This is a genomic window from Marivibrio sp. (assembly GCF_040218065.1).
Classification (GTDB): Bacteria; Pseudomonadota; Alphaproteobacteria; order UBA8366; family Aestuariispiraceae; genus Marivibrio.
In genome coordinates, this window is sequence record NZ_JAVJQE010000005.1 from 299,848 (window position 1) to 319,431 (window position 19,584).

Sequence of the window (19,584 nt, forward strand, 5' to 3'; positions counted from 1 at the left end):
CACGTGGCTCAAAGCGCAACGCTCGGCGACCGGCCGGCCGCTTCCGCCAGTCCCGCGACCCGTCGCAGTTTGGCGACGCGCTTCCGGCGCAGCGATTCGCTGCGCGGCTATGCGCTGCTCTCGCCGACGCTGCTCGTCATGGCGATCGCCATGTGCGCGCCGACGGCGATGATGGTGGCGCTCAGCTTCTGGGTCCAATCCGGCTTCGACATCACCGCCACCTTCACCCTGCAGAACTACGAACAGGTCTTCTCCAACCCGATATTCGAGGCGCTGTTCCTGCGCACCATTGCGATCTCCGGGACCTGCGCTGTGGCGACCGTCCTGATCGCCTATCCGATGGCCTATTACGTCGCCTTCCACGTGAAGAAGAATAAGCTCGTCTGGGTTATCCTGATGACGCTCCCCTTCTGGACCAGCTATCTGCTGCGCGTTTTCGCATGGAAAGTGGTGCTGGGCTATAACGGGGCGATCAATTCCGGCCTGATGTCCCTCGGGTTGATCTCCGAGCCGCTCGAGTTTCTGCTCTACAGTCCGGAGGCGGTCGTGATCACATTGGCGCACGCCTGGGCGGCCTTCGCCATCCTGCCGATCTACGTCTCGCTGGAGAAGATCGACAGGTCGCTGTTGGAGGCGGCGTCCGATCTGGGCGACGGGCCGGTCGCGCGCTTCTTCCGGGTGACGCTGCCGCTCTCGGCGCCGGGCGTCATCGCGGCCCTCTTCCTGATCTTCATCCCAACCTTCGGCGACTTCGTGACGCCGGCTTTGGTCGGCGGGCCGGACGGGCTGATGCTGGCGAACATCGTTCAGAAGATGTTCGGAAAGTTGAACAACTGGCCGCTGGGCTCCGCGCTGGCGATCGCGATGATGGCGATCGTGACGATCCTGTGCGTCAGCCTGATCTGGCTTAGCCGCAAGGCCCAAGAGCGAATGATATGAGGCGGATGATATGAGCAAGCTCGCCCATCTGCAGCGGCCCAACCGGCCGTTGATGATCTACGCGATCGTCTATTTGGCGTTTCTCTATCTGCCGGTCGCGCTGCTGCCGATGTTCTCGTTCAACGATTCGATTTACATCCGCTTCCCGCTCGAAGGCTTCACCACCAAATGGTACGCGGAGATGTTCGGGGACCGGCAGATGCACGCGGCGCTGCGGAACAGCATCCAGGTCGGCGTGATCGCGTCCGTCACCGCGACGATCCTCGGGATTTTCGGCGCCAAAGCGGTGACCCGCTTCCGCATCAAAGGCGTGAAGCCGGTTCTCGGCGTGATCATGCTGCCGCTGGTGATCCCGCCGATCATCATGGGCGTCGCGCTCCTGATCCTGCTGACGCAGGCGGACATCAAGCTGTCGCTGTGGACCGTCACGATGGGGCACATCCTGATCTGCGTGCCGTTTTCGATCGTGACCCTGATGGCGAGCTTCGAGGGATTCGACAAATCGATGGAGGAGGCCGCCGCCGATCTCGGCGACAACGCCTGGTGGACCTTCTGGCGCGTGACTTTTCCCATGGTCTTCCCCGGCATCCTGGCGAGCCTACTGCTGTGCTTCACGATTTCGTTCGACGAATTCATCATGGCCTTCTTCCTGGCCGGGACGGAGCAGACGCTGCCGATCTTCATCTACAGCCAGCTCCGCTTCCCGCAGAAGCTCCCGGGCGTGCTGGCGCTGGGCGCCTGCATCATCACGGTGACCTTCGTCGTCGTCTTCCTGGCGCAGTGGCTGCGCGGACGTAGCTTCGGCACGCCCCAGGCGGGCGGCGAGTGACCCTATAACCTGAAGAAAGCGATGGAACGGATGGCGCGCGACGACTCCTATCTGCGGATCGAGACGGTCACGAAACGCTTCGGCTCGGTCACGGCGGTCGATCAGGTCGACCTGTCGATCGGGACCGGCGAATTCTTCTCGCTGCTCGGCCCGTCCGGTTGCGGCAAGACCACGCTCTTGCGGATGCTGGCCGGGTTCGAAACGCCGGACGTCGGCGAAATCTACATCGACGGCGCGCCGGTCTCGGGCACGCCGCCGCACATGCGGCCGACCAACATGGTGTTTCAGAATTACGCCATTTTCCCTCACCTCAACGTCGAGCGGAACGTCGCCTACGGCCTGCGCAAGGAGAAGCTCGGCCGCGAGGAAGAGACGCGGCGCGTCAACGAGGCGCTGGAGATGGTGAAGCTCGGCGGCTACGGACAGCGCAAATCGAACGAGCTGTCCGGCGGCCAGCGCCAGCGCATCGCCTTGGCCCGCGCCCTGATCCGGCGTCCGAAGGTGCTGCTGCTCGACGAGCCGCTGGGGGCGTTGGACAAGAAGCTGCGCACAGAAATGCAAATCGAACTGCGTCAGCTGCAGCAATCGCTCGGCGTCACCTTCGTCTTCGTCACCCACGATCAAGAGGAGGCGATGACGCTGTCCGACCGGATCGCGGTGATGGCGCACGGCAAGGCGCTGCAGGTCGCCTCTCCGAAGGAGATCTACAACGACCCGACCGATATGACGGTCGCCGACTTCATCGGCCAGATGAATTTCCTGGAGGCCTCCGTACGGGAGGTTTCCGGCGATCAGGCGATCCTCGACGCCGCCGGCTTCGGTGCGATCAAGGCGCCGGCGCGCCGGCCTTATGTGCAAAAGTCGGCGCGCCTTATCGCCGCGCTTCGGCCTGAGAAGCTGACGCTGTCCGAGAGTGCGCCGGAGGGGGGCGCCAATTCCGTCCGAGGCAAGATCGAAGCCGCGGCCTATCTCGGCGATCGCAGCCACTTTCACGTCCGCGTTGACGGGTTGGAGCAGCCGATCGCGGTCGCCGGGCCGGACGAGCAGCCGGGCGGCGGGTCCCTCGCCGAGGGCGCGCCCGTTTGGCTCAGCTGGTCGGATGAGGCCGTGATCCTGCTGGAACGGGATAGGGGCTGAGCCGCGACGCCGGACGAGGGGCGAGAGGTAAGAGGCGGCGCGGACTAGGAGCCGCCGTCTTCTCCCGCCGGCCGAACCGGGTTTTTGAGCGGCGTCTTCACCGCGCGCCGGCAATCGCAATCGTCTTCGACGGCGGTCTTCGTCTCCACCGATGACGCCTCAGAGTCCGCGCCTTTCGCCGCCGGCGCGTCCGGGTCTGGGCCTGGGTCTGGGTCTGGGCCCGGGGCTGGGGCGCAGGCGGCGAGCGGTCCCGCCAGACAGAGCACAATCGCGGCCGTCCTCCACCGCCGGGTATTCGAGCCTCGCCCGCGCCTTGTCACGCCGCCGTCTCCTCGTCCGCCTCGACATCGCCCGGCGCCGCCTGCGGGAACAAGGCCCGCAGATAGGCGACGCACACGCGCCGCGCCTCAAGCCGGGCCTCGCGCGTGGCGCCGCGCAGTTGCAGCTCGACCCACAAGCCTGTCACCAGATTGTTGAGCGCCGCGGCCAGAAGATCCAGATCTTCGCGTCGCCCGGTTTCGACCAGCGCTTCGCGCATCAGGCGCCGGCACATCGCCAGGAAGCGGTCCTGCACCGCGACGCACCGTCTGCGGAAGGCGGGGTTGGCCCGGGATTCGGACCAGAAGGCCGTCCAGGCCGCGATCTGCCGACGCCCGGCGATCCGGTCCGAGAAATCCAACGCGATGACCGCATGAAGCTGATCGACCGCGGAAGGGCCGGCTGCGGCCAGCGCCTCCGCGGCCGCTTCCTCATAGTCCGCAGCCAGATGCTCTAGCGTGTCGGCGAGCAGCTGGTCCTTGCTTTTGAAGTAGAAGTTGACGACCCCGTAGCTGACGCCGGCGACGGCGGCCACGTCGGCGATGCGCAGCCCGGTCAGCCCCTGCTTGGCGATGACGGCGATCGTCGCCTCAATCAACTGGCGGCGGCGTTGGGCGGTCTGGGCTTCCTTTGGCATGTCACCCTCTTATTTGGTCGCCATTTTATGCAATAATGCAGCATAAGACAATGAACTGTATAGATAATTGAACTGTTATTGATTGAAAGGTCATTCAGTGAACTGGACAAGGGGGCGATCCTCGGGCTAGCCTGTCGCGGTTCGGCCGTCATTGCGGCGGCGCTGCAGGAAGCGGGGAGCGATCGGTGAAACGGTACGACGCGATCGTCATCGGGGCGGGACATAACGGTCTGGCCGCGGCGGCCTATCTGGCGCGGGCGGGCGCTCAGGTGCTGGTGCTTGAGCGGCGCGAGGCGATCGGCGGCGCCGCCATTTCTGAGGAGCGTTATCCGGGGTTCACTTATTCCTCCTGCTCCTATGTGTGTTCGTTGCTGCGCGCCGAGATCATGCGGGATCTGGATCTGCCCAAACACGGGCTGAAGATCATTCCTTACGGCACGACCACGTCGATGCTGCCGGGCGGCGACCGCTTCGCGATGTATCCCGACGCCGAGCTGACGCGCCGGGAGGTGGCGCGCCATTCCAAACGCGACGCCGAGGCGTTCGACGACTTCATGCGCGATCTGACGCGCCAGTGCCGCGCCATTCGCCCGCTGCTGCTGAAGACGCCGCCCGATCCGACCAGCTTCAAATGGCGCGATCTGATGGGGCTGAAGGATATCGCCGACGCCTTCGGGCCGCTCGGCGAGGAGGGTCTCTATCAGGCGATGCAGTTCTGGACCATGAGCTGCGGCGATTTCCTGGATCGGTACTTCGAAAGCGAGGCGGTGAAAGGCGCGTTGGCGGGCGGCTCGATCATCGGCACTGCGCTCGGCCCCTATTCGCCCGGCAGCGCCTATGTGCTGCTGCACCATGTGATGGGCGATCTCGACGGGCATGTCGGCGCCTGGGGTTTCGCCGTCGGCGGTATGGGCGCGATCAGCAAGGCGCTGGCCGGCGCCGCGCAGGAGCATGGCGCGGAGATCCGCACCGAGGCGGAGGTCGCTGAGCTGCTGATGGACGGCGACAAGGTCGCCGGCGTCGTGCTGGCCGACGGGGAGGAGGTGCAGGCGCGCACCGTCGTCTCCAATCTCGACGTCAAACGCACCTTCCTGAAAATCGCGCCGCGCAAGCACCTGCCGGAGGATTTCGTCCAGGGTGTGGAGCGCTTCAAGATTCGCGGCTCGTCCGCCAAGCTGAACATCGCGCTCGACGGCCTGCCCGATTCGCCGTCGACCCGGCACGATCCGAAACTGATGCGCGGCGGCCTGAACGTCAGCCCGTCGATGGAGTATTTGGAGCGCGGCTACGACGATTGGAAGAACGGGACCTGGTCGCAAAAGCCTTATCTCGACATCTTCCTGCCCTCCACGCTCGACCGCAGCATGGCCCCGCCGGGCAAGCATTACATGTCCGTCTTCGTTCAATACGCGCCGCCGAAGCTCGCGACCGGCGCCTGGACCGCCGCCGATCGCGACGCGATGGGCGAGACCGTGCTGGAGACGATCGAGGCGCACATGCCCGGCTTCCGCAAGTTGGTCCTCGACGCCTGGGTGCGCTCCCCGGCCGACCTGGAGGATCAGGTCGGCCTCACCGAAGGCAACATCTTCCACGGGGAGCTGACGCTCGACCAACTGCTGTTCAACCGGCCGATACCGGGCTGGGCGCAGTACCGCGCGCCGATCCGCGGGCTCTACATGTGCGGCTCCAGCACCCATCCGGGCGGCGGCGTCATGGGCGCGCCCGGCGCGAATGCGGCCCGCGAGATGTTGCAGGATCTGAAGGGGAGGGCGGCGTGAGCCAATCTCGCTACGACGCGATCGTGATCGGCGGCGGTCACAACGGACTGATCGCCGCCGCCTTGGCGGCGCACGCCGGCCGACGCACGCTGTTGCTCGAAGCCGGCGAGGAGTTGGGCGGCATGGCCGGTCTGGCGCCGTCCGTCCATCGGTTGTCCGCAACCGTCGTCGAGGCGTTGCAGCTCAAACGCCGCGGCCTCGCCTTCAGCGCGTCGGCGCAGCGCACGGGTCTGTTGCGCGAAGGACGCGGGCCGCTGTCGCTCGACCCGAACGACCCGGGCGCGACGCATCGCGCGATCGCCGGCGAGAGCGCCGCCGACGCCGACGGCTGGCGGCGTTTGCAGACTCGGCTCGCCCGGCTCGCGGCCGGGCTGGCTCCGTTCCTGGAGGAAACGCCGCCGCGCCTCGATCTCGCCGATTGGGGCGAGCGCTGGAAGCTGATGAAGCTCGGCTTCGCCGTGCGCCGGATGGGGCGGGACGACATGCGCGACCTTCTACGCATCCTGCCGCTGCCCGTCGCCGATCTGGCCGAGGAGGAGTTGGAGACCCCTGAACTGCAGGGGCTGCTCGCCCTCGACGCGGTGATGGGGCAGAAGATGGGCGCGCGCTCCCCCAACACGGTCTTCCCCCTGGTGTTGCGCCATGCGCCCGGCGCCGGCGCGCCGGCGGGGGCGGCGGCGCTTGTCGACGGCGGCGCCGACGCCTTGATTGACGCGCTCGCCCGTGCGGCGCGCGAAGAAGGGGCGGAGATCCGCACCGACGCGCCGGTCGCCCGAATCTTGACTCAAGACGGCGTCGCCGTCGGGGTCGAGACGGCCGGCGGCGAGACGATCGAAGCCCCCGTGATCCTCTCGTCCGCGCACCCGAAGACGACCCTGATCGATCTGGTGGGACCGCGCGCGCTGGACGCCGATTTCGTGCGCACGCTGCGCTGCGCCCGCGGCGAGGGGATGACGGCGCGCCTCGACCTCGCGCTCGACGGCGCGCCGGAGGCGGCGGCGCCGGGGGAGCGGCTGGTCCACGCGCCCAGCCTGGCCCATATCGAGACCGCCTTCGATCAGGCGAAGTACGGCGAACTGCCCGACGACCCGCCGCTTGAGGTCACGCTGGAAAGCGAGACGCGGGCCGCCGCGCTCGTGCAGTACGCGCCGCGCACCCTGCGCGGGACCAACTGGGCCGAGGCGCGAGAGGCGTTCGCCAAGCGCCTTGTCGACCGAATGGACGCGTTGATTCCCGGCCTGAAGGCCCGCGTCCAGAGCGCGACGCTCACGACGCCGGAGGAGATCGAGGGGCGTTTCGCCGCGCCGGGCGGGCATTGGCATCATCTGGAGCTCGGACTGGACCAGGTCTTCTTGCTGCGCCCAGCTCCCGGCTGGGCGCAGTACCGAACCCCGATCGAAGGTCTGTTCCTGTGCGGCGCGGGTGCGCATCCGGGCGGCGGAATAACCGGCCAACCGGGCCTCAACGGCGCGCGCGCGGCGCTCGCCGCGGCCAAGGCGGGGTTGCGCCGACCCGCATCGGCGGACGGAGGCGCGCAATGATCGAGAGCCTGGACATGACGCCTCAGCAAACTCAAAGCCCGCTGCTGCCGCGCGGGCCGACGCTCAAGCGCTCGCCGTTTCACCCGCGCCTCGCGGCGCTCAACCTCGCCAACGCCTGGGAGGCCTGGCAGGGCTACACGACCGCCAGCCTGTTCTATGAGTTGGAGGACGAGTATTTCGCCGTGCGCACCGGAAGCTCCCTCTACGACGTCTCGCCGATGCTGAAATATCGCATCCACGGACCCGACGCCGAGGCGGTCGTCGATCGGCTGGTCACGAAGCGGATCGACCGCCTGAAACCCGGTCGCGTCGCCTACGCGCCCTGGTGCGACGGCAAGGGGCGCGTGGTCGAGGAGGGGACGATCTTCCGTCTGTCGGAGAGCGAATTCCGGATCAATTGCGCCGAACATCAGCTCGCCTGGTTCGAGGATGCGGCCTGGGGCTTCGACGCGCGCGTCGAGGAGGTGACCGACGAGATCGCAGGGCTCGCCCTGCAAGGACCGATGTCGAAGGAGCTGTTGCGCCGCGTCGGGCTCGACGAGGCCGCCGCCCTGCCGTTCTTCGGCGTCGGCGACTTCAAGACGGCGGAGGGCGCGCCGCTGACGGTCAGCCGCACCGGCTTCACCGGCGATCTGGGCTATGAGCTCTGGGTCGCGCCGGATCGCGCGCTCGACCTGTGGGACGCGCTGATGGCGGAGGGCGAGGAGACCTATCTGCGCCCGATCGGCTCCAAGGCCTTGGACCGCGTGCGGATTGAGGCGGGGCACATCCTGATCAACGTCGAGTTCGTCGGCGCACGCCACGCCATTCGCGAGTCGCAGACCCGCACCCCGGCCGGCCTCGGTCTTGACTGGGCGGTCGATCTGTCGAAAGACCACTTCACCGGCAAACGCGCGCTGGTCGCCGAGCGCGAGCGCGGCGGCCCGAAGAAGCGTCTCGTCGGTCTCGACGTGACCGGCCGTAAACCTGCGATCGGCGCCTATCTTTATCGCCGCGGCAAGGAGGCGGGTCAGGTCACCTCGGCCTGCTGGTCGCCGATCCTGAAGAAGAACATCGCGCTTGCGACGGTCGATGCGGCCTATGCGAGCGAAGGGACGATCCTGGATGCGGAGATCTACTATCTGAAGGAGATCACGCAGGGCAAAGTTGACGCGGCCGCGCGGGTCGTGAGCCCGCGCTTCTATCAGCCCGCGCACCGGCGCGGCTGAGGGGCGTCGGGGAAAGGACGGGCGCATGAGCGAGGATCGGCCGCCGGCCTATGAGCCGTTCCCGCATCCGCCGGTCGGCCTTGAGGGGTCCGCGCGCGCGGCCGTCGCCGGCCTGACCCCGGCGCAGCGCAAGCGCGGCCTGATCGCCGTATTGGCGAGCCTATTGGCGGTGGGCCTGACCTTCGGCACCTCGATCCCGCTGCTGGCGCTCTTGCTGGAGCGTCAGGGCGTCTCCACCACGCTGATCGGCCTCAACTCCTCCATGCCGCTGCTGGCGACGATCCTCATGTCGACGGCGACGCCCTGGATCGTGCGGCGCTTCGGGGTGATCCCGACGCTGCTGGCCGGCATCGCATTGATTATCGTCAGCTTCCTGCTGATGGCCGTCTTCCGGCAGTTGGAGGCCTGGTTCGTGCTGCGCTTTCTGGTGGGCGTCGGCATGTCGGTCCATTGGGTGATCAGCGAAACCTGGCTCAACAGCGCGGCCAAGCCGCACAATCGCGGGCTTTACGCCGGTCTCTACAGTGCGTTGATGGGCGTCGGATTCGCCGGCGGCCCGGCGATGCTGACGGTTCTGCCGCTCGACGGGTGGACGCCCTTCCTGACGATCGTCGGCTTCATCGCGCTCGCCGGCGTGCCGATCCTGGCGGCGGTCGGCTGCGCGCCCAATCTGGCGTTGTCGACGGAAAGCGGGCGCTGGTCCGCGATCCGGCTGGCCCCGACGGTCTTCGCGGCGATCTTCGTCTCGGGCCTGGTCGACACGGCGATGCTCTCATTGTTGCCGATCTACGGGTTGCGCAACGGCGTTCCACAGGGCGAAGCGGTGATGATGCTCTCAGTCGCCATCGCGGGCACGGTCGTGCTGCAGGCCCCGCTCGGATGGCTGACCGACAAGGTCAACCGACGGGCGCTGCTGCTCGGCGTGGGGGCGGTGGGGCTGGTGGGCGCGATGCTGCTGCCGTTGGCGCTGGGCGACCCCTGGCTGCTCTGGCCGCTGTTGTTCCTGTGGGGCGGCACGGTCGCCGGCCTCTACACTGTCGCCCTGGCCGAGCTCGGCGCGCGGTTCCAAGGCGGCGCGTTGGCGGCTGCGAACGCGCTGTTCGTCATGAGCTACTGTTTCGGCAGTCTGATCGGCCCCTCAGCCGCCGGCGCGGCGATGGACGCAAGCGGCCCGGACGGCTTCATCGGCGTGGTGGCGGCCGTGCTGGCGCTGTTCCTGGCGGTCGGCGGGTGGCGCACCTTCAGGCGGCGGGCCGGGCGTTAGGCCGGGGCCGCGCCGGCTCTCGCTCGGCTTTCGCCCTGGCCTATTCGGCCGCGCGCCGGGCGGCCGCCATCTCGGCGTCCGCAGCGCGCACCGCGCCGGGCGGCGGGGCCTCGCTCAGACGGGCGACCGGGCAGGCGGCGCGCACGATGTCGTGCAGCTCCTTCACCCCGTCCTCCTTCGTCGACAGCGGGCCGGGATTGTAGCCGTGGCTTAGCAGGCCCTGCTGCACGCGCTCGGACAGCCAGCGATCCTCGTGCAGCACCTGGCGGTTGATGCGCTGGTTCAGATAGCGCAGCACCCGCACCTCGCGGCTGGGGTTCGGCAGACCGTAGGCGCCGAGACGCACCTGACAGCGACCCGGCCCCAGCGGCAGGATCTGGAAGAAGTCCATGCTGTCCGGATAGACGTCGATGCCGTGCGTCGGCAGCATCGAGAAGAATCGCCAAGTGACCCTTTCCGCCTCCGGCAGATGCGTCAGCGCCTTCGGCGCGAGCTGCTGATACATCCGCTCGACCCAGTTTTCCGACAGCTTGGCGGCGTGACGCGTCGTGCTGCCGCCGACGCCCAGATCGTTGCCGAAATCCTCGATCCCGCGCTCCAGCAAGCGGAAATAGCCGGGGTGGCCGACCGGGATGTGATAATTCTCCTGGTTGTTGTCGATCGCCGTCTTCCAGTCGCAGGCCCACTCTTCGATGTGGAGCTCGCCGGCGGCGACCATTTCCTCGGGCTTGTAGGGGCGGATGCGATCGGCGAAATCGCCCCAGCGCTCGGCGACTGAGGGTCCCTCGCCCGTCACTCGCACGAAGACGAAGCCGAGGAAGATCTCGGTTTCAACCTCCTTCAGCCCGAAACAGCTCTTGTCCAGACCGGGGAACGTCGCCTCCGCCGGCACCGCGGCGAGCCGTCCGTCCAGATGGTAGGCCCAGCCGTGATAGGGGCACATCAGGCGCGTCTTCAGCGACCCTTTGCCGTCCAGCAGCCGGGCCCCGCGATGGCGGCAGACGTTCTGGAAGCCGCGGACCGTCCCGTCTCGGTCGCGGATGAAGACCAGCGAATCGCGCATCAGGTCGAAGGTGACATAATCGCCGGGCTCGGCCAGATCGTTCTGGTGGCAGACGATCTGCCAGGTTCCCAGGATGAGGCGCTCATACTCGAGCGCGAGCAGCTCCTCGTTCTGATAGGTCCAGGCGGCCAGGCCGTAGACGGGTTCCTGTCGCGCGGGGATGTCGGTCATGCCCTCGTTCCTTCTTCATGGGTCGGCGCATCGCGCCACAGGGGCTCTCGGGGAAAGGCGGCCGCCAGATAGGCGCGGATCAGGGTGCGCGCGCCGGCGGCGTCAATCGACCCGGGCGCGGCCAATTGTTCCTGCCACAGGGAATCGACCAGGCCGGTAAGCCCGCGGGCCAGCGCTTCGGCGGTCGCCTGGTCGCCACGGCCTGCGCCGGCCCGGGCCAGAAGGCGCCGCGTCTCGCGCATAACATCCCGGTGGAAGCGCGCGTCGGCGGGTCCGACCCGCGCCATATAAATCCGCCGCGCGCTGGCTTCGCCCCAGAAGGCGGTCCACACCGCGATCTTCTCCGGCGTGTAGACGTCCGGCGCGAAGCTCGCCGCCGCAAGCCCGTCGAGCGCGCGCGCCGCGTCGTCGCCGGCGGCGGCGAGCGCCTCGCTCCGCGCGACGTCGAACAGGGCGACCACATGGTCCAGGGCCGCCAGCAGCAGCGCCTCCTTGCGGGCGAAATGGAAGGTGACGGTCCCGGGCGAGACGCCGGCGCGGCCGGCCACCCGCTCCATCGTGGTTGCGCTCAAGCCCTTCTCCGCGATCACCTGAATCGCGGCCTCCAGGATCTCGGTTCGGCGGGTTTCCTGCGGCTTGGTCATCGCGACGGCGCTCCAATTGACTGAACATACGTTTAGCGAAATCGGATGCGGCGGTCAAGCGCCGGGAGGGGACCTCGCGGCGCCGGACGCCGAGCGGTCCGGACAAATAAGGCGAAACCGCCGCGCCGGCCTTGCGCCGCGCCGCCGGGCGCCGTCGCTTAATCCAGGGCGAAAAGAAGCGCTTTGAGGTAGCCGCTCTCCGGCAGCGCGGGATGCAGCGGGTGGTCGGGGCCGGCCCCGCCGCGGCGCAGCAGGCGGGCGGACCGGCCGGCTTCGGTCAGGCCGCGGCGGCATTCCTCAAGGAACAAGGCCTCGTCGACCAGGTGGCTGCACGAGGCGAGCAACAGCGTCCCGCCCTCCGCCGTCGCCCGGGCCGCCAGTCGCGCCAATTTGGCGTAGGCGCGCGCGCCCTGCTTGATTTCCTTGCGGGCTTTCACGAAGGCGGGCGGGTCGGCGATGACGAGGTCGAACCGCGCGCCGTCGGCGGTCGCGCGCTCCAGCCAGGTGAAGACGTCCGCCTTCTCGCCCCGCACCCGATCGGCGACGCCGTTGGCCTCCGCCGCCTGCGCGCAGAGCGCCAGCGCCTCCTTCGAGCGGTCGACCGTAACGACCTCGGCCGCGCCGGCCTTGGCGGCGGGGATCGCGAAGGCGCCGGCGTAGCCGTAGAGGTCGAGGACCCGCGCGCCGGGCGCGAAGCGCGCGGCGGCGGCGCGGTTCTCCCGGTGGTCGAAGAACCAGCCGGTCTTCTGACCGGCGAGCGGATCGCAGAAGAAGGCGCAGCCGTTCTCCTCCACCGCGATCGGCCCGTCGACGGTCCCGCGCGAGACGGCGACGATCTGCGTCAGCCCCTCCAGCGCGCGGGAGGCGGACTCATTCCGGTGAACGATCGCCGCCGCGCCGAACGTCTCGGTCAGCGCCGCGTCGATTTCCGGCAGCAGGCGGTCCATGCCGGCGGTGTTCGCCTGGACGACGAAGACGGGGCCGTAGCGGTCGATCACCAGGCCGGGCAGGCCGTCGGCCTCAGCGTGGATCAGGCGATAGAAGGGGCGGTCGAACAGGCGCTCGCGGATCGACGCCGCCCGCGCGAGGCGCGCTTGCAGCCAGCCGTCCTGCAGACGTCCGGCCTCCAGCGCCGCCGGATCGCGGCTCAGCTCCCGCGCGGCGATCAGGCTGTGCGGATTGAAGTGGGCCAGCGCGATCGGCTCTCCCTCCGGCAGGCAGATGCGGACGACCGATCCCGCGGCCAGCTTGCGGGCCGCATTATCCATCTGGATTTCGTTGCTGAAGGCCCAGGGCGCGCCCTGCGCGAAGCGCTTCCAGGCCTTGGGCTGCAGCAGGATCTTCCGGGCGGGGGGGTGCTCGTCGCTCATGCCCGCGCTTCTATGCCGATCGAGGGGCCGCGTCCAGCGCTCGACGCGCTAGTCGATCACCCGCGCCGTGCGGCCGTCGGTCTCGATCACGCGGTCGAGCTCGAACAGGTTGCCGGCGTCGTCACGCGCCCAGTAGCGCAGGGTGATCCGGTCGCTCTCGCGCTTGGTGGCGACATGGTGGTCGGCCTGGACAAAGGTGGTCCCGGCGGGAACGCGGTAGCTGACGCAGGCGTCGACGCATTCCGCGCCGTCATCCACGCAGACCTTGCCGCGATAGATCGTGACCGGCACGCCGCCGGTCTCGCGGAAGCGCCGCGTGTGATTGTAGCGGTGGCGGCCGTCGACGACCTCGTAGCTGAAATCCTCGACCACCAGCGACAGATCGCCTGAGACGTCGCCCGCGACGCTGGGCGGCGGCAGATCGCGCCGGCAGTTCATGCTGGCCTCGCGCTCGTCGTCCGTCGCGGCGCCGTCGCCGGCAGCCCGGTCGTCTTCGCAGGCGGAGAGGCCCAGCATCATTGCGGCCGCCAGCGCCGCGCGCACTCCGAACATTATCCTCGGGCCTCCTCCCCAGACCGCCCGCCGCGCAGCGCTACGCCGGCGCGGCGCCGGTCACCCCGTCCCCCCGACGGTCAGCCCGTCGAGGCGCAGCGTCGGCTGGCCGACGCCGACCGGCACGCCCTGGCCGTCCTTGCCGCAGGTGCCGATGCCGGGGTCGAGCGCCATGTCGTTCCCGATCATCGAGACCTTGGTCAGCGCGTCCGGCCCGTTGCCGATCAGCGTTGCGCCCTTCAAGGGCGCGCCGACCTTGCCGTTTTCGATCTTATAAGCTTCGGTGCAGGAGAACACGAACTTCCCGTTCGTGATGTCGACTTGGCCCCCGCCGAAATTGACCGCGTAGACGCCCTTGTCGACCGAGGCCAGGATCTCCTGCGGGTCCTTGTCGCCGGACAGCATGACGGTGTTGGTCATGCGCGGCATCGGCGCGTGGGCGTAGGATTGCCGCCGGCCGTTGCCGGTCGGCGCGACGCCCATCAGACGCGCGTTCATACGGTCCTGCATGTAGCCCTTCAGGATGCCGTCCTCGATCAGGACGGTGCGGCCGGTGGGCGTGCCCTCGTCGTCGATCGTCAGCGACCCGCGGCGATCCGACATCGTGCCGTCGTCGACGACGGTGACGCCGGGCGCGGCCACGCGCTCGCCCAACAGGCCGGAGAAGGCGCTGGTCTTCTTGCGGTTGAAGTCGCCTTCGAGGCCGTGGCCGATCGCCTCGTGCAGCAGGATGCCGGGCCAGCCGGGGCCGAGGACGACGGTCATCTCGCCCGCCGGGCAGGGCTCGCTCTCCAGATTGACCAGCGCCTGGCGCAGCGCCTCATCCACCGCGCCGCGCCAGAAGGCGGGATCGATATAGGCGGCGTAGTCCGCGCGCCCGCCGGCGCCGTAGGAGCCGCTCTCCATCCGGTCGCCCTGGCCGACGACGACCGAGACGTTGAGGCGCACGAGCGGGCGGATGTCGGCCGCGCGCTCGCCGTCGGCGCGCAGGATCTGCACCGCGCGCCATTCGCCGGCCAGCGAGGCGGACACCTGTTTGACCCGCTGGTCCTTGCCCCGCGCGTATTTGTCGATCTCCTCCAAGAGCTTCACCTTGGCGTCGAAATCGAGCGTCGCGATCGGGTTTACGTCCGGATAGAGGCTGCGGTTCGTGCCGGGCGGAGGCCCGTCCAACGTGCCGGAATAGCCGTGCTTGACGGCGCGCACGGCCTGGGCCGCGCGCTTCATCGCCTCTTCCGACAAGTCGCCTGCATGGGCGTAGCCGGCCGCCTCGCCGCATACGGCGCGCAGGCCGAAGCCCTGACTGGAATCGAAGGCCGCGTTGCGGATGCGGCCGTCGTCGAAGGTGACGCTTTCCGCCTGGCTGTATTCCAGGAAAAGCTCCCCGTCGTCGGCCCCGCCGAGCGTGTCGTCGACGATCGCTTCGACTCGCGACCGGTCGAGGCCGGTGCGTTGAAAGAAAAGATCGTCGGTCTTCGCGAGATCGGCCATGGCGTCCTCTGCGTATAGGCTGTGACGAGCGCGCGCCCTTGCGCCGGCGCGCGCGGCGGGCGATAAGCCGCCCTGACGGCGTGATAGCATGACGCCGCCGCCACGGAAATGGCGCGCCGCCCGGCATTGTCCAAGGGGCGGGCGCGGGGAAAACGACAGACGCGTCTCGTCTCCGGCTTCGGGGGCGACGCGCGGGGGACGAGAGCGGACGCCATGGGCGGATCGAAGACCAACGGCGCGGAGCGCGAAAGCGCGCCGAAGCGCGTGCTGCCGCCGGCGGAGCACCCGGATCGCTACGCGCTCAGCAACGAGCTGCACGCCCGGCCGTTCGAGGAGCTGTCGGCGCCGATCGACGTGGCGCTCTACGCCATGGTGACCGGCGAGGGAACGGCCGGGGACGACCGCGCGCATCTGGCCCAGCTGTGCGACCGCTTCGGGATCAACCCGCCGGCCGAGGGCGCGAACTTCTTCAAGGCTGATTTCGGCGCCTTCCGGCTGCGTTGGGAGCGGCATTCGGAGTTCACCAGCTACACCGTCTTTCGCCCGCGCGAAAAGCAAGAGCCGTTCAGCAGCCCGGCCGGAGAGACGCTGCCGGCGGACTGGTTCGCCGGTCTGCCCGGCGAACTGCTGGTGGCGACCCAGCTGACCCTTCTCCACCGCGACGATCCGGAGCCGGATCAGGCGATGCTGGAGCGGTTGTTCGTCCCAGGCAGTCTGGTGATGAGTTCGTTGTCCAACGGCTCGGCGACGGTGGTGACGGATCTGCGCATCCACCCGGACGGCCACAATCGCATTCTATTGAAGGACAAGACCATGCACTCCCGCAAGGCGGGGCGGATGGTCCAGCGGCTGTTGGAGATCGCGACATACCGCAATCTGGCGCTCATGGCCCTGCCGTTGGCGCGGAAGACCAGCCCGAAGATCGCCGGGATCGACAGCGCTCTCGCCGATCTGACGTCGCGCATGGCGCAGGCCGGGCGGGCGGAGAGCGAGGATGACGACGGCGATCTGCTTGAGCAGCTGACCCGGCAGTCGGCCGAGATCGAGCGGCTGGCCTCCAGCACCGCCTATCGGTTCAGCGCGGCGCTCGCCTATTACGCCCTGGTCGAGGCGCGGCTGTCGGAATTGCGCGAATCGCAGATCGAAGGCTATCAGACGATCGGGGAGTTCCTCGATCGGCGCCTCGGACCCGCCATGCGCACCTGCCGGTCGGTCTCCGAGCGGCTGGCGGACCTGTCGCGCCGGGCGACGCGCGCCGCCAACCTGCTGCGCACGCGCGTCGACTTCGCGCTGGAGCGGCAGAATCAGAATTTGCTGCATTCGATGGACCGACGCGCGAAGCTGCAGTTGCGCCTCCAGCAGACGGTCGAAGGTCTCTCGATCGCGGCGATCAGCTACTATCTGGTCGGCCTGATCAACTACGGTGCGAAGGCGCTGGAGAAGGCCGACGCCCTGCCGATCGATTCGGTCTACGTCACCGGCCTGTCGATCCCGATCATCGTGCTGTTGCTGTGGACGGGCCTAAAGCGAGCGCGCAAGATCATCGAAGGGCGCGAGCGGGATTCCTGACCGGTTCGGTTCCGTCAGCCGCGGCGCCGCGGGCTGCGCTATACTGTCGCGCGGACGCGCGGCAGGGCGGCCATGACAGGTCGTCGCAGACCCCGTCAAACCAATTGATTCCGCGCTCCTCATGGTGTTTAACCGCGGCCGGTGGACGGGACGTTCGGCTTGGGGGGACGTCAGCGGGCTCGCTTGAACGCGCGCCTTCTCCCGCTAGACTGAACGCCCGAACCGGACCCCCTCTCAGGGTTCGGTCTCGTGCATAAAGTCGTCGCCTTCGCGCGACGCGGCCGCTTTGACGAAGCGGTCGGCCATAAAGCGACGGGAGTGATCGCAGTGAGCCTTGGATCCTTCACCTTTTCGATGACGAAGCGCCTCGGCGCGCTCACCGCGGGCCTCACGGCGCTGGTCGGCGGCGCGGGCGCGGCGCTGGCCGCGAAGGCCGAGCCCTGGCAGCTGGGGCTGCCGGAGCCGGTGACGCCGATCGCGGAGCAGATGAAAGTCTTCCACGACCTGTGGCTGCTGCCGATCATCACGGTCATTACGATCTTCGTGCTGCTGTTGTTGGTCTACACCTGCTGGCGCTTCAGCGAGAAGCGCAACCCGACCCCGTCGAAGACGACTCACAATTCGGTGCTCGAGGTCGTCTGGACCGGCATCCCGGTGCTGATCCTGGTGGTGCTGGCCTTCCCCTCGCTCAAGTTGCTTTACGCCACCGACGACGTCGCCGATTCGGAGATGACGCTGAAGATCGTCGGCCATCAATGGTACTGGGAATACCAGTATGTCGACGAGAATTTCGGCTTTGACGCCTTTCTCGCGGCCCGCACCCATGAAGAGGCCGAGGAGCGCGGCGTGCTGCGTCTGATGGACACCGACAACATGGTCGTGCTGCCCTCCGACACCAAGATCCGCCTGCAGATGACGTCGGCCGACGTGCTGCATAACTGGGCGCTGAGCGACTTCGGCGTGCGCATGGACACCGTTCCAGGCCGCCTGAACGAGACGTGGACCGAGATCAAGGCCGGCAAAGAGGGTATGTATTACGGCTTCTGCTCCGAGCTGTGCGGCACGGATCACGCCTACATGCCGATCGCGGTGAAGGTCGTCACCAAGGAGGAGTATCGCGACTGGGTCGCCGAGGCGAAGCAGGAATTCGCGGCGCTCGACCCGACGCTTGAGGATCGCGAGGCCGAACGCCGGACCGCCGAGGCCGCGCCCGAGGGCGGCGAGGCGGTTCAGGTCGCGCTCGACGAGGAGCGCTGAGGCGCCGCCGGGCGGATAGCGAATAAGGACCGATCCGCATTCGGGCGTGCGCCCGTGCGGATTACGGAAATGGAGAGACAGGTATGAGCAACGCTGCAGCGGCCGATCATCACGACGATCACGGCAAGCCGACCGGCATCGCCCGGTGGCTCTACTCCACCAACCACAAGGACATCGGCACGATGTACCTTGTGTTCTCGATCGTCGCCGGTCTCATCGGCGGCCTTTTCTCGGTCATCATGCGCATGGAGCTGCACAATCCCGGCGTCCAGGTGCTGGCCGACGGGCAGCAGTGGAACGTCTTCATCACCGCGCACGGCCTGATCATGGTCTTCTTCGTGGTGATGCCGGGCCTGATCGGGGGCTTCGGCAACTGGTTCGTGCCGCTGATGATCGGCGCGCCGGACATGGCCTTCCCGCGGATGAACAACATCAGCTTCTGGTTGCTGATCCCGGCCTTCGCGCTGCTTTTGCTCTCGGCCTTGGTCGGCAACGGGGCGGGCACGGGCTGGACGATCTACCCGCCGCTCTCGTCGGTGTTGGGACATCCAGGGGCCTCGGTCGATCTGGCGATCTTCGCGCTTCACCTTGCGGGCGCCTCGTCGATCCTCGGCGCGATCAACTTTATCACGACGATCTTCAACATGCGCGCGCCGGGCATGACGCTGCACAAGATGCCGCTGTTCGCCTGGTCGATGCTGGTCACGGCCTTCCTGCTGGTGCTCTCGCTGCCGGTGCTCGGCGGCGCCATCACCATGCTGCTGACCGACCGCAACTTCGGGACCTCCTTCTTCGACCCCGCCGGCGGCGGCGACCCGATCCTGTTCCAGCATTTGTTCTGGTTCTTCGGGCACCCGGAGGTTTACATCATGATCCTGCCGGCCTTCGGCATGATCAGCCATGTGATCTCGACCTTCTCGAAGAAGCCGGTGTTCGGCTATCTCGGCATGGCCTACGCCATGGTGGCGATCGGCGTCGTCGGCTTCGTCGTGTGGGCGCACCACATGTACACGGTCGGCCTGGACGTCGACACGCGCGCCTACTTCACGGCCGCCACCTTGGTGATCGCGGTGCCGACCGGCATCAAGATCTTCAGCTGGATCGCGACGATGTGGGGCGGCTCGATCCGCTTCACGGTGCCGATGCTTTGGGCGGTCGGCTTCATCTTCCTGTTCACGGTCGGCGGCGTGACCGGCGTGGTGCTGGCGAACGCGGGCATGGACCTGCAGCTGCACGACACCTATTACGTCGTCGCGCACTTCCACTACGTGCTGTCGCTGGGCGCGGTGTTCGCGCTGTTCATGGGCGTCTACTACTGGATGGGCAAGATGTCCGGCCGGCAGATTCCGGAATGGGCGGGCCAGGTGCACTTCTGGACGACCTTCGTCGGCGTCAACCTGACCTTCTTCCCGCAGCACTTCCTGGGCCTCGCCGGCATGCCGCGCCGCTACATCGATTACGCGGACGGCTTCGCCCAGTGGAACGCCATCTCCAGCTGGGGCGCCTACATCGCCTTCGCCTCCACCCTCTTCTTCGTCGCCGTGCTGCTCTACACGCTCTTCGCCGGCAAGAAGGTGGGGGCCAACTACTGGGGCGAAGGCGCCACGACGCTTGAGTGGACGGTGAGCTCGCCGCCGCCGTTCCACACCTTCAACGACCTGCCGCGGGTCAAGTAAGCGGCGGTCGACGCAAGGGGTCGCCGGTTCCCCGATCCGCCCCGTCCGACGGGGCGGGCCGGGGCCGACGGTCGAAGACAACCGCTCGCAAGAGCTTGAGGACGAGTGACGCCGGACGTGAGCGACAGCGCCTTCAGCCA

General features: G+C 67.9%; 16 protein-coding genes. 10 read left to right on the top strand and 6 right to left on the bottom strand.

Annotation, left to right across the window (positions count from 1 at the left end; translation table 11 throughout):
* Window positions 1-3 precede the first annotated feature (3 nt).
* From RIB45_RS03660 to RIB45_RS03670, 3 genes are read left to right on the top strand one after another with little or no spacing between them, the layout of a single operon-like run.
* A complete protein-coding gene (locus RIB45_RS03660) occupies window positions 4-939 on the top strand; it encodes an ABC transporter permease (protein WP_350048865.1) in 936 nt (311 codons plus the stop codon).
* A gap of 10 nt (window positions 940-949) precedes the next feature.
* Window positions 950-1,768, top strand: coding sequence for an ABC transporter permease (locus RIB45_RS03665; RefSeq protein ID WP_350048866.1), 819 nt, complete (start codon window positions 950-952; stop codon window positions 1,766-1,768).
* A gap of 30 nt (window positions 1,769-1,798) precedes the next feature.
* Entirely contained in the window at window positions 1,799-2,905 is a 1,107-nt protein-coding gene (locus RIB45_RS03670; protein WP_350048867.1) for an ABC transporter ATP-binding protein, read from the top strand.
* A gap of 316 nt (window positions 2,906-3,221) precedes the next feature.
* Here the strand turns inward: RIB45_RS03670 and RIB45_RS03675 are convergent, their stop codons facing one another.
* Window positions 3,222-3,860 carry a TetR family transcriptional regulator C-terminal domain-containing protein gene (locus RIB45_RS03675; RefSeq protein ID WP_350048868.1) on the bottom strand — a complete coding sequence of 213 codons (639 nt, stop codon included), beginning with the start codon at window positions 3,858-3,860 and terminating at the stop codon, window positions 3,222-3,224.
* Between the two features lie 185 nt (window positions 3,861-4,045).
* Between RIB45_RS03675 and RIB45_RS03680 the strand changes: the two genes are divergently transcribed.
* The 4 genes from RIB45_RS03680 to RIB45_RS03695 are packed head-to-tail and all read left to right on the top strand — an operon-like array spanning window position 4,046 to window position 9,651.
* The gene (locus tag RIB45_RS03680; RefSeq protein ID WP_350048869.1) at window positions 4,046-5,638 is read left to right on the top strand and encodes a phytoene desaturase family protein; all 1,593 of its coding nucleotides are present in this window, start codon (window positions 4,046-4,048) and stop codon (window positions 5,636-5,638) included.
* Window positions 5,635-7,179, top strand: a complete 1,545-nt coding sequence (locus RIB45_RS03685; protein ID WP_350048870.1) for a phytoene desaturase family protein — start codon at window positions 5,635-5,637, stop codon at window positions 7,177-7,179. The genes RIB45_RS03680 and RIB45_RS03685 overlap by 4 nt, the downstream gene beginning before the upstream one ends.
* Window positions 7,176-8,387 carry an aminomethyl transferase family protein gene (locus tag RIB45_RS03690; RefSeq protein WP_350048871.1) on the top strand — a complete coding sequence of 404 codons (1,212 nt, stop codon included), beginning with the start codon at window positions 7,176-7,178 and terminating at the stop codon, window positions 8,385-8,387. The genes RIB45_RS03685 and RIB45_RS03690 overlap by 4 nt, the downstream gene beginning before the upstream one ends.
* 25 nt (window positions 8,388-8,412) lie before the next feature.
* Complete coding sequence (locus RIB45_RS03695) at window positions 8,413-9,651, top strand: MFS transporter (protein WP_350048872.1); 1,239 nt, start codon at window positions 8,413-8,415, stop codon at window positions 9,649-9,651.
* A gap of 40 nt (window positions 9,652-9,691) precedes the next feature.
* Here the strand turns inward: RIB45_RS03695 and RIB45_RS03700 are convergent, their stop codons facing one another.
* The 5 genes from RIB45_RS03700 to tldD all read right to left on the bottom strand — a co-directional run bounded on the left by RIB45_RS03700 (window position 9,692) and on the right by tldD (window position 14,942).
* Complete coding sequence (locus tag RIB45_RS03700; protein WP_350048873.1) at window positions 9,692-10,885, bottom strand: aromatic ring-hydroxylating oxygenase subunit alpha; 1,194 nt, start codon at window positions 10,883-10,885, stop codon at window positions 9,692-9,694.
* On the bottom strand, window positions 10,882-11,529 hold the full coding sequence (locus tag RIB45_RS03705; protein WP_350048874.1) for a TetR family transcriptional regulator: 648 nt from the start codon (window positions 11,527-11,529) through the stop codon (window positions 10,882-10,884). Before RIB45_RS03705 ends, RIB45_RS03700 begins: the two co-directional genes overlap by 4 nt.
* A 158-nt stretch (window positions 11,530-11,687) precedes the next feature.
* Window positions 11,688-12,899: a class I SAM-dependent rRNA methyltransferase gene (locus RIB45_RS03710; protein WP_350048875.1), complete on the bottom strand. Its 1,212-nt coding sequence runs from the start codon at window positions 12,897-12,899 to the stop codon at window positions 11,688-11,690.
* A 48-nt stretch (window positions 12,900-12,947) separates the two neighbouring features.
* Entirely contained in the window at window positions 12,948-13,451 is a 504-nt protein-coding gene (locus RIB45_RS03715) for a hypothetical protein (RefSeq protein WP_350048876.1), read from the bottom strand.
* 60 nt (window positions 13,452-13,511) lie between these two features.
* The gene (tldD, locus tag RIB45_RS03720) at window positions 13,512-14,942 is read right to left on the bottom strand and encodes a metalloprotease TldD (RefSeq protein WP_350048877.1); all 1,431 of its coding nucleotides are present in this window, start codon (window positions 14,940-14,942) and stop codon (window positions 13,512-13,514) included.
* A 213-nt stretch (window positions 14,943-15,155) separates the two neighbouring features.
* Between tldD and RIB45_RS03725 the strand changes: the two genes are divergently transcribed.
* The 3 genes from RIB45_RS03725 (at window position 15,156) to ctaD (ending at window position 19,444) form a co-directional block, all read left to right on the top strand.
* Window positions 15,156-16,511 carry a DUF3422 family protein gene (locus tag RIB45_RS03725; protein WP_350048878.1) on the top strand — a complete coding sequence of 452 codons (1,356 nt, stop codon included), beginning with the start codon at window positions 15,156-15,158 and terminating at the stop codon, window positions 16,509-16,511.
* Between the two features lie 327 nt (window positions 16,512-16,838).
* Window positions 16,839-17,768, top strand: coding sequence for a cytochrome c oxidase subunit II (gene coxB, locus RIB45_RS03730; protein WP_350048879.1), 930 nt, complete (start codon window positions 16,839-16,841; stop codon window positions 17,766-17,768).
* Window positions 17,769-17,851: 83 nt separating this feature from the next.
* On the top strand, window positions 17,852-19,444 hold the full coding sequence (gene ctaD, locus RIB45_RS03735; protein ID WP_350048880.1) for a cytochrome c oxidase subunit I: 1,593 nt from the start codon (window positions 17,852-17,854) through the stop codon (window positions 19,442-19,444).
* The last annotated feature ends 140 nt before the right edge of the window (window positions 19,445-19,584 follow it).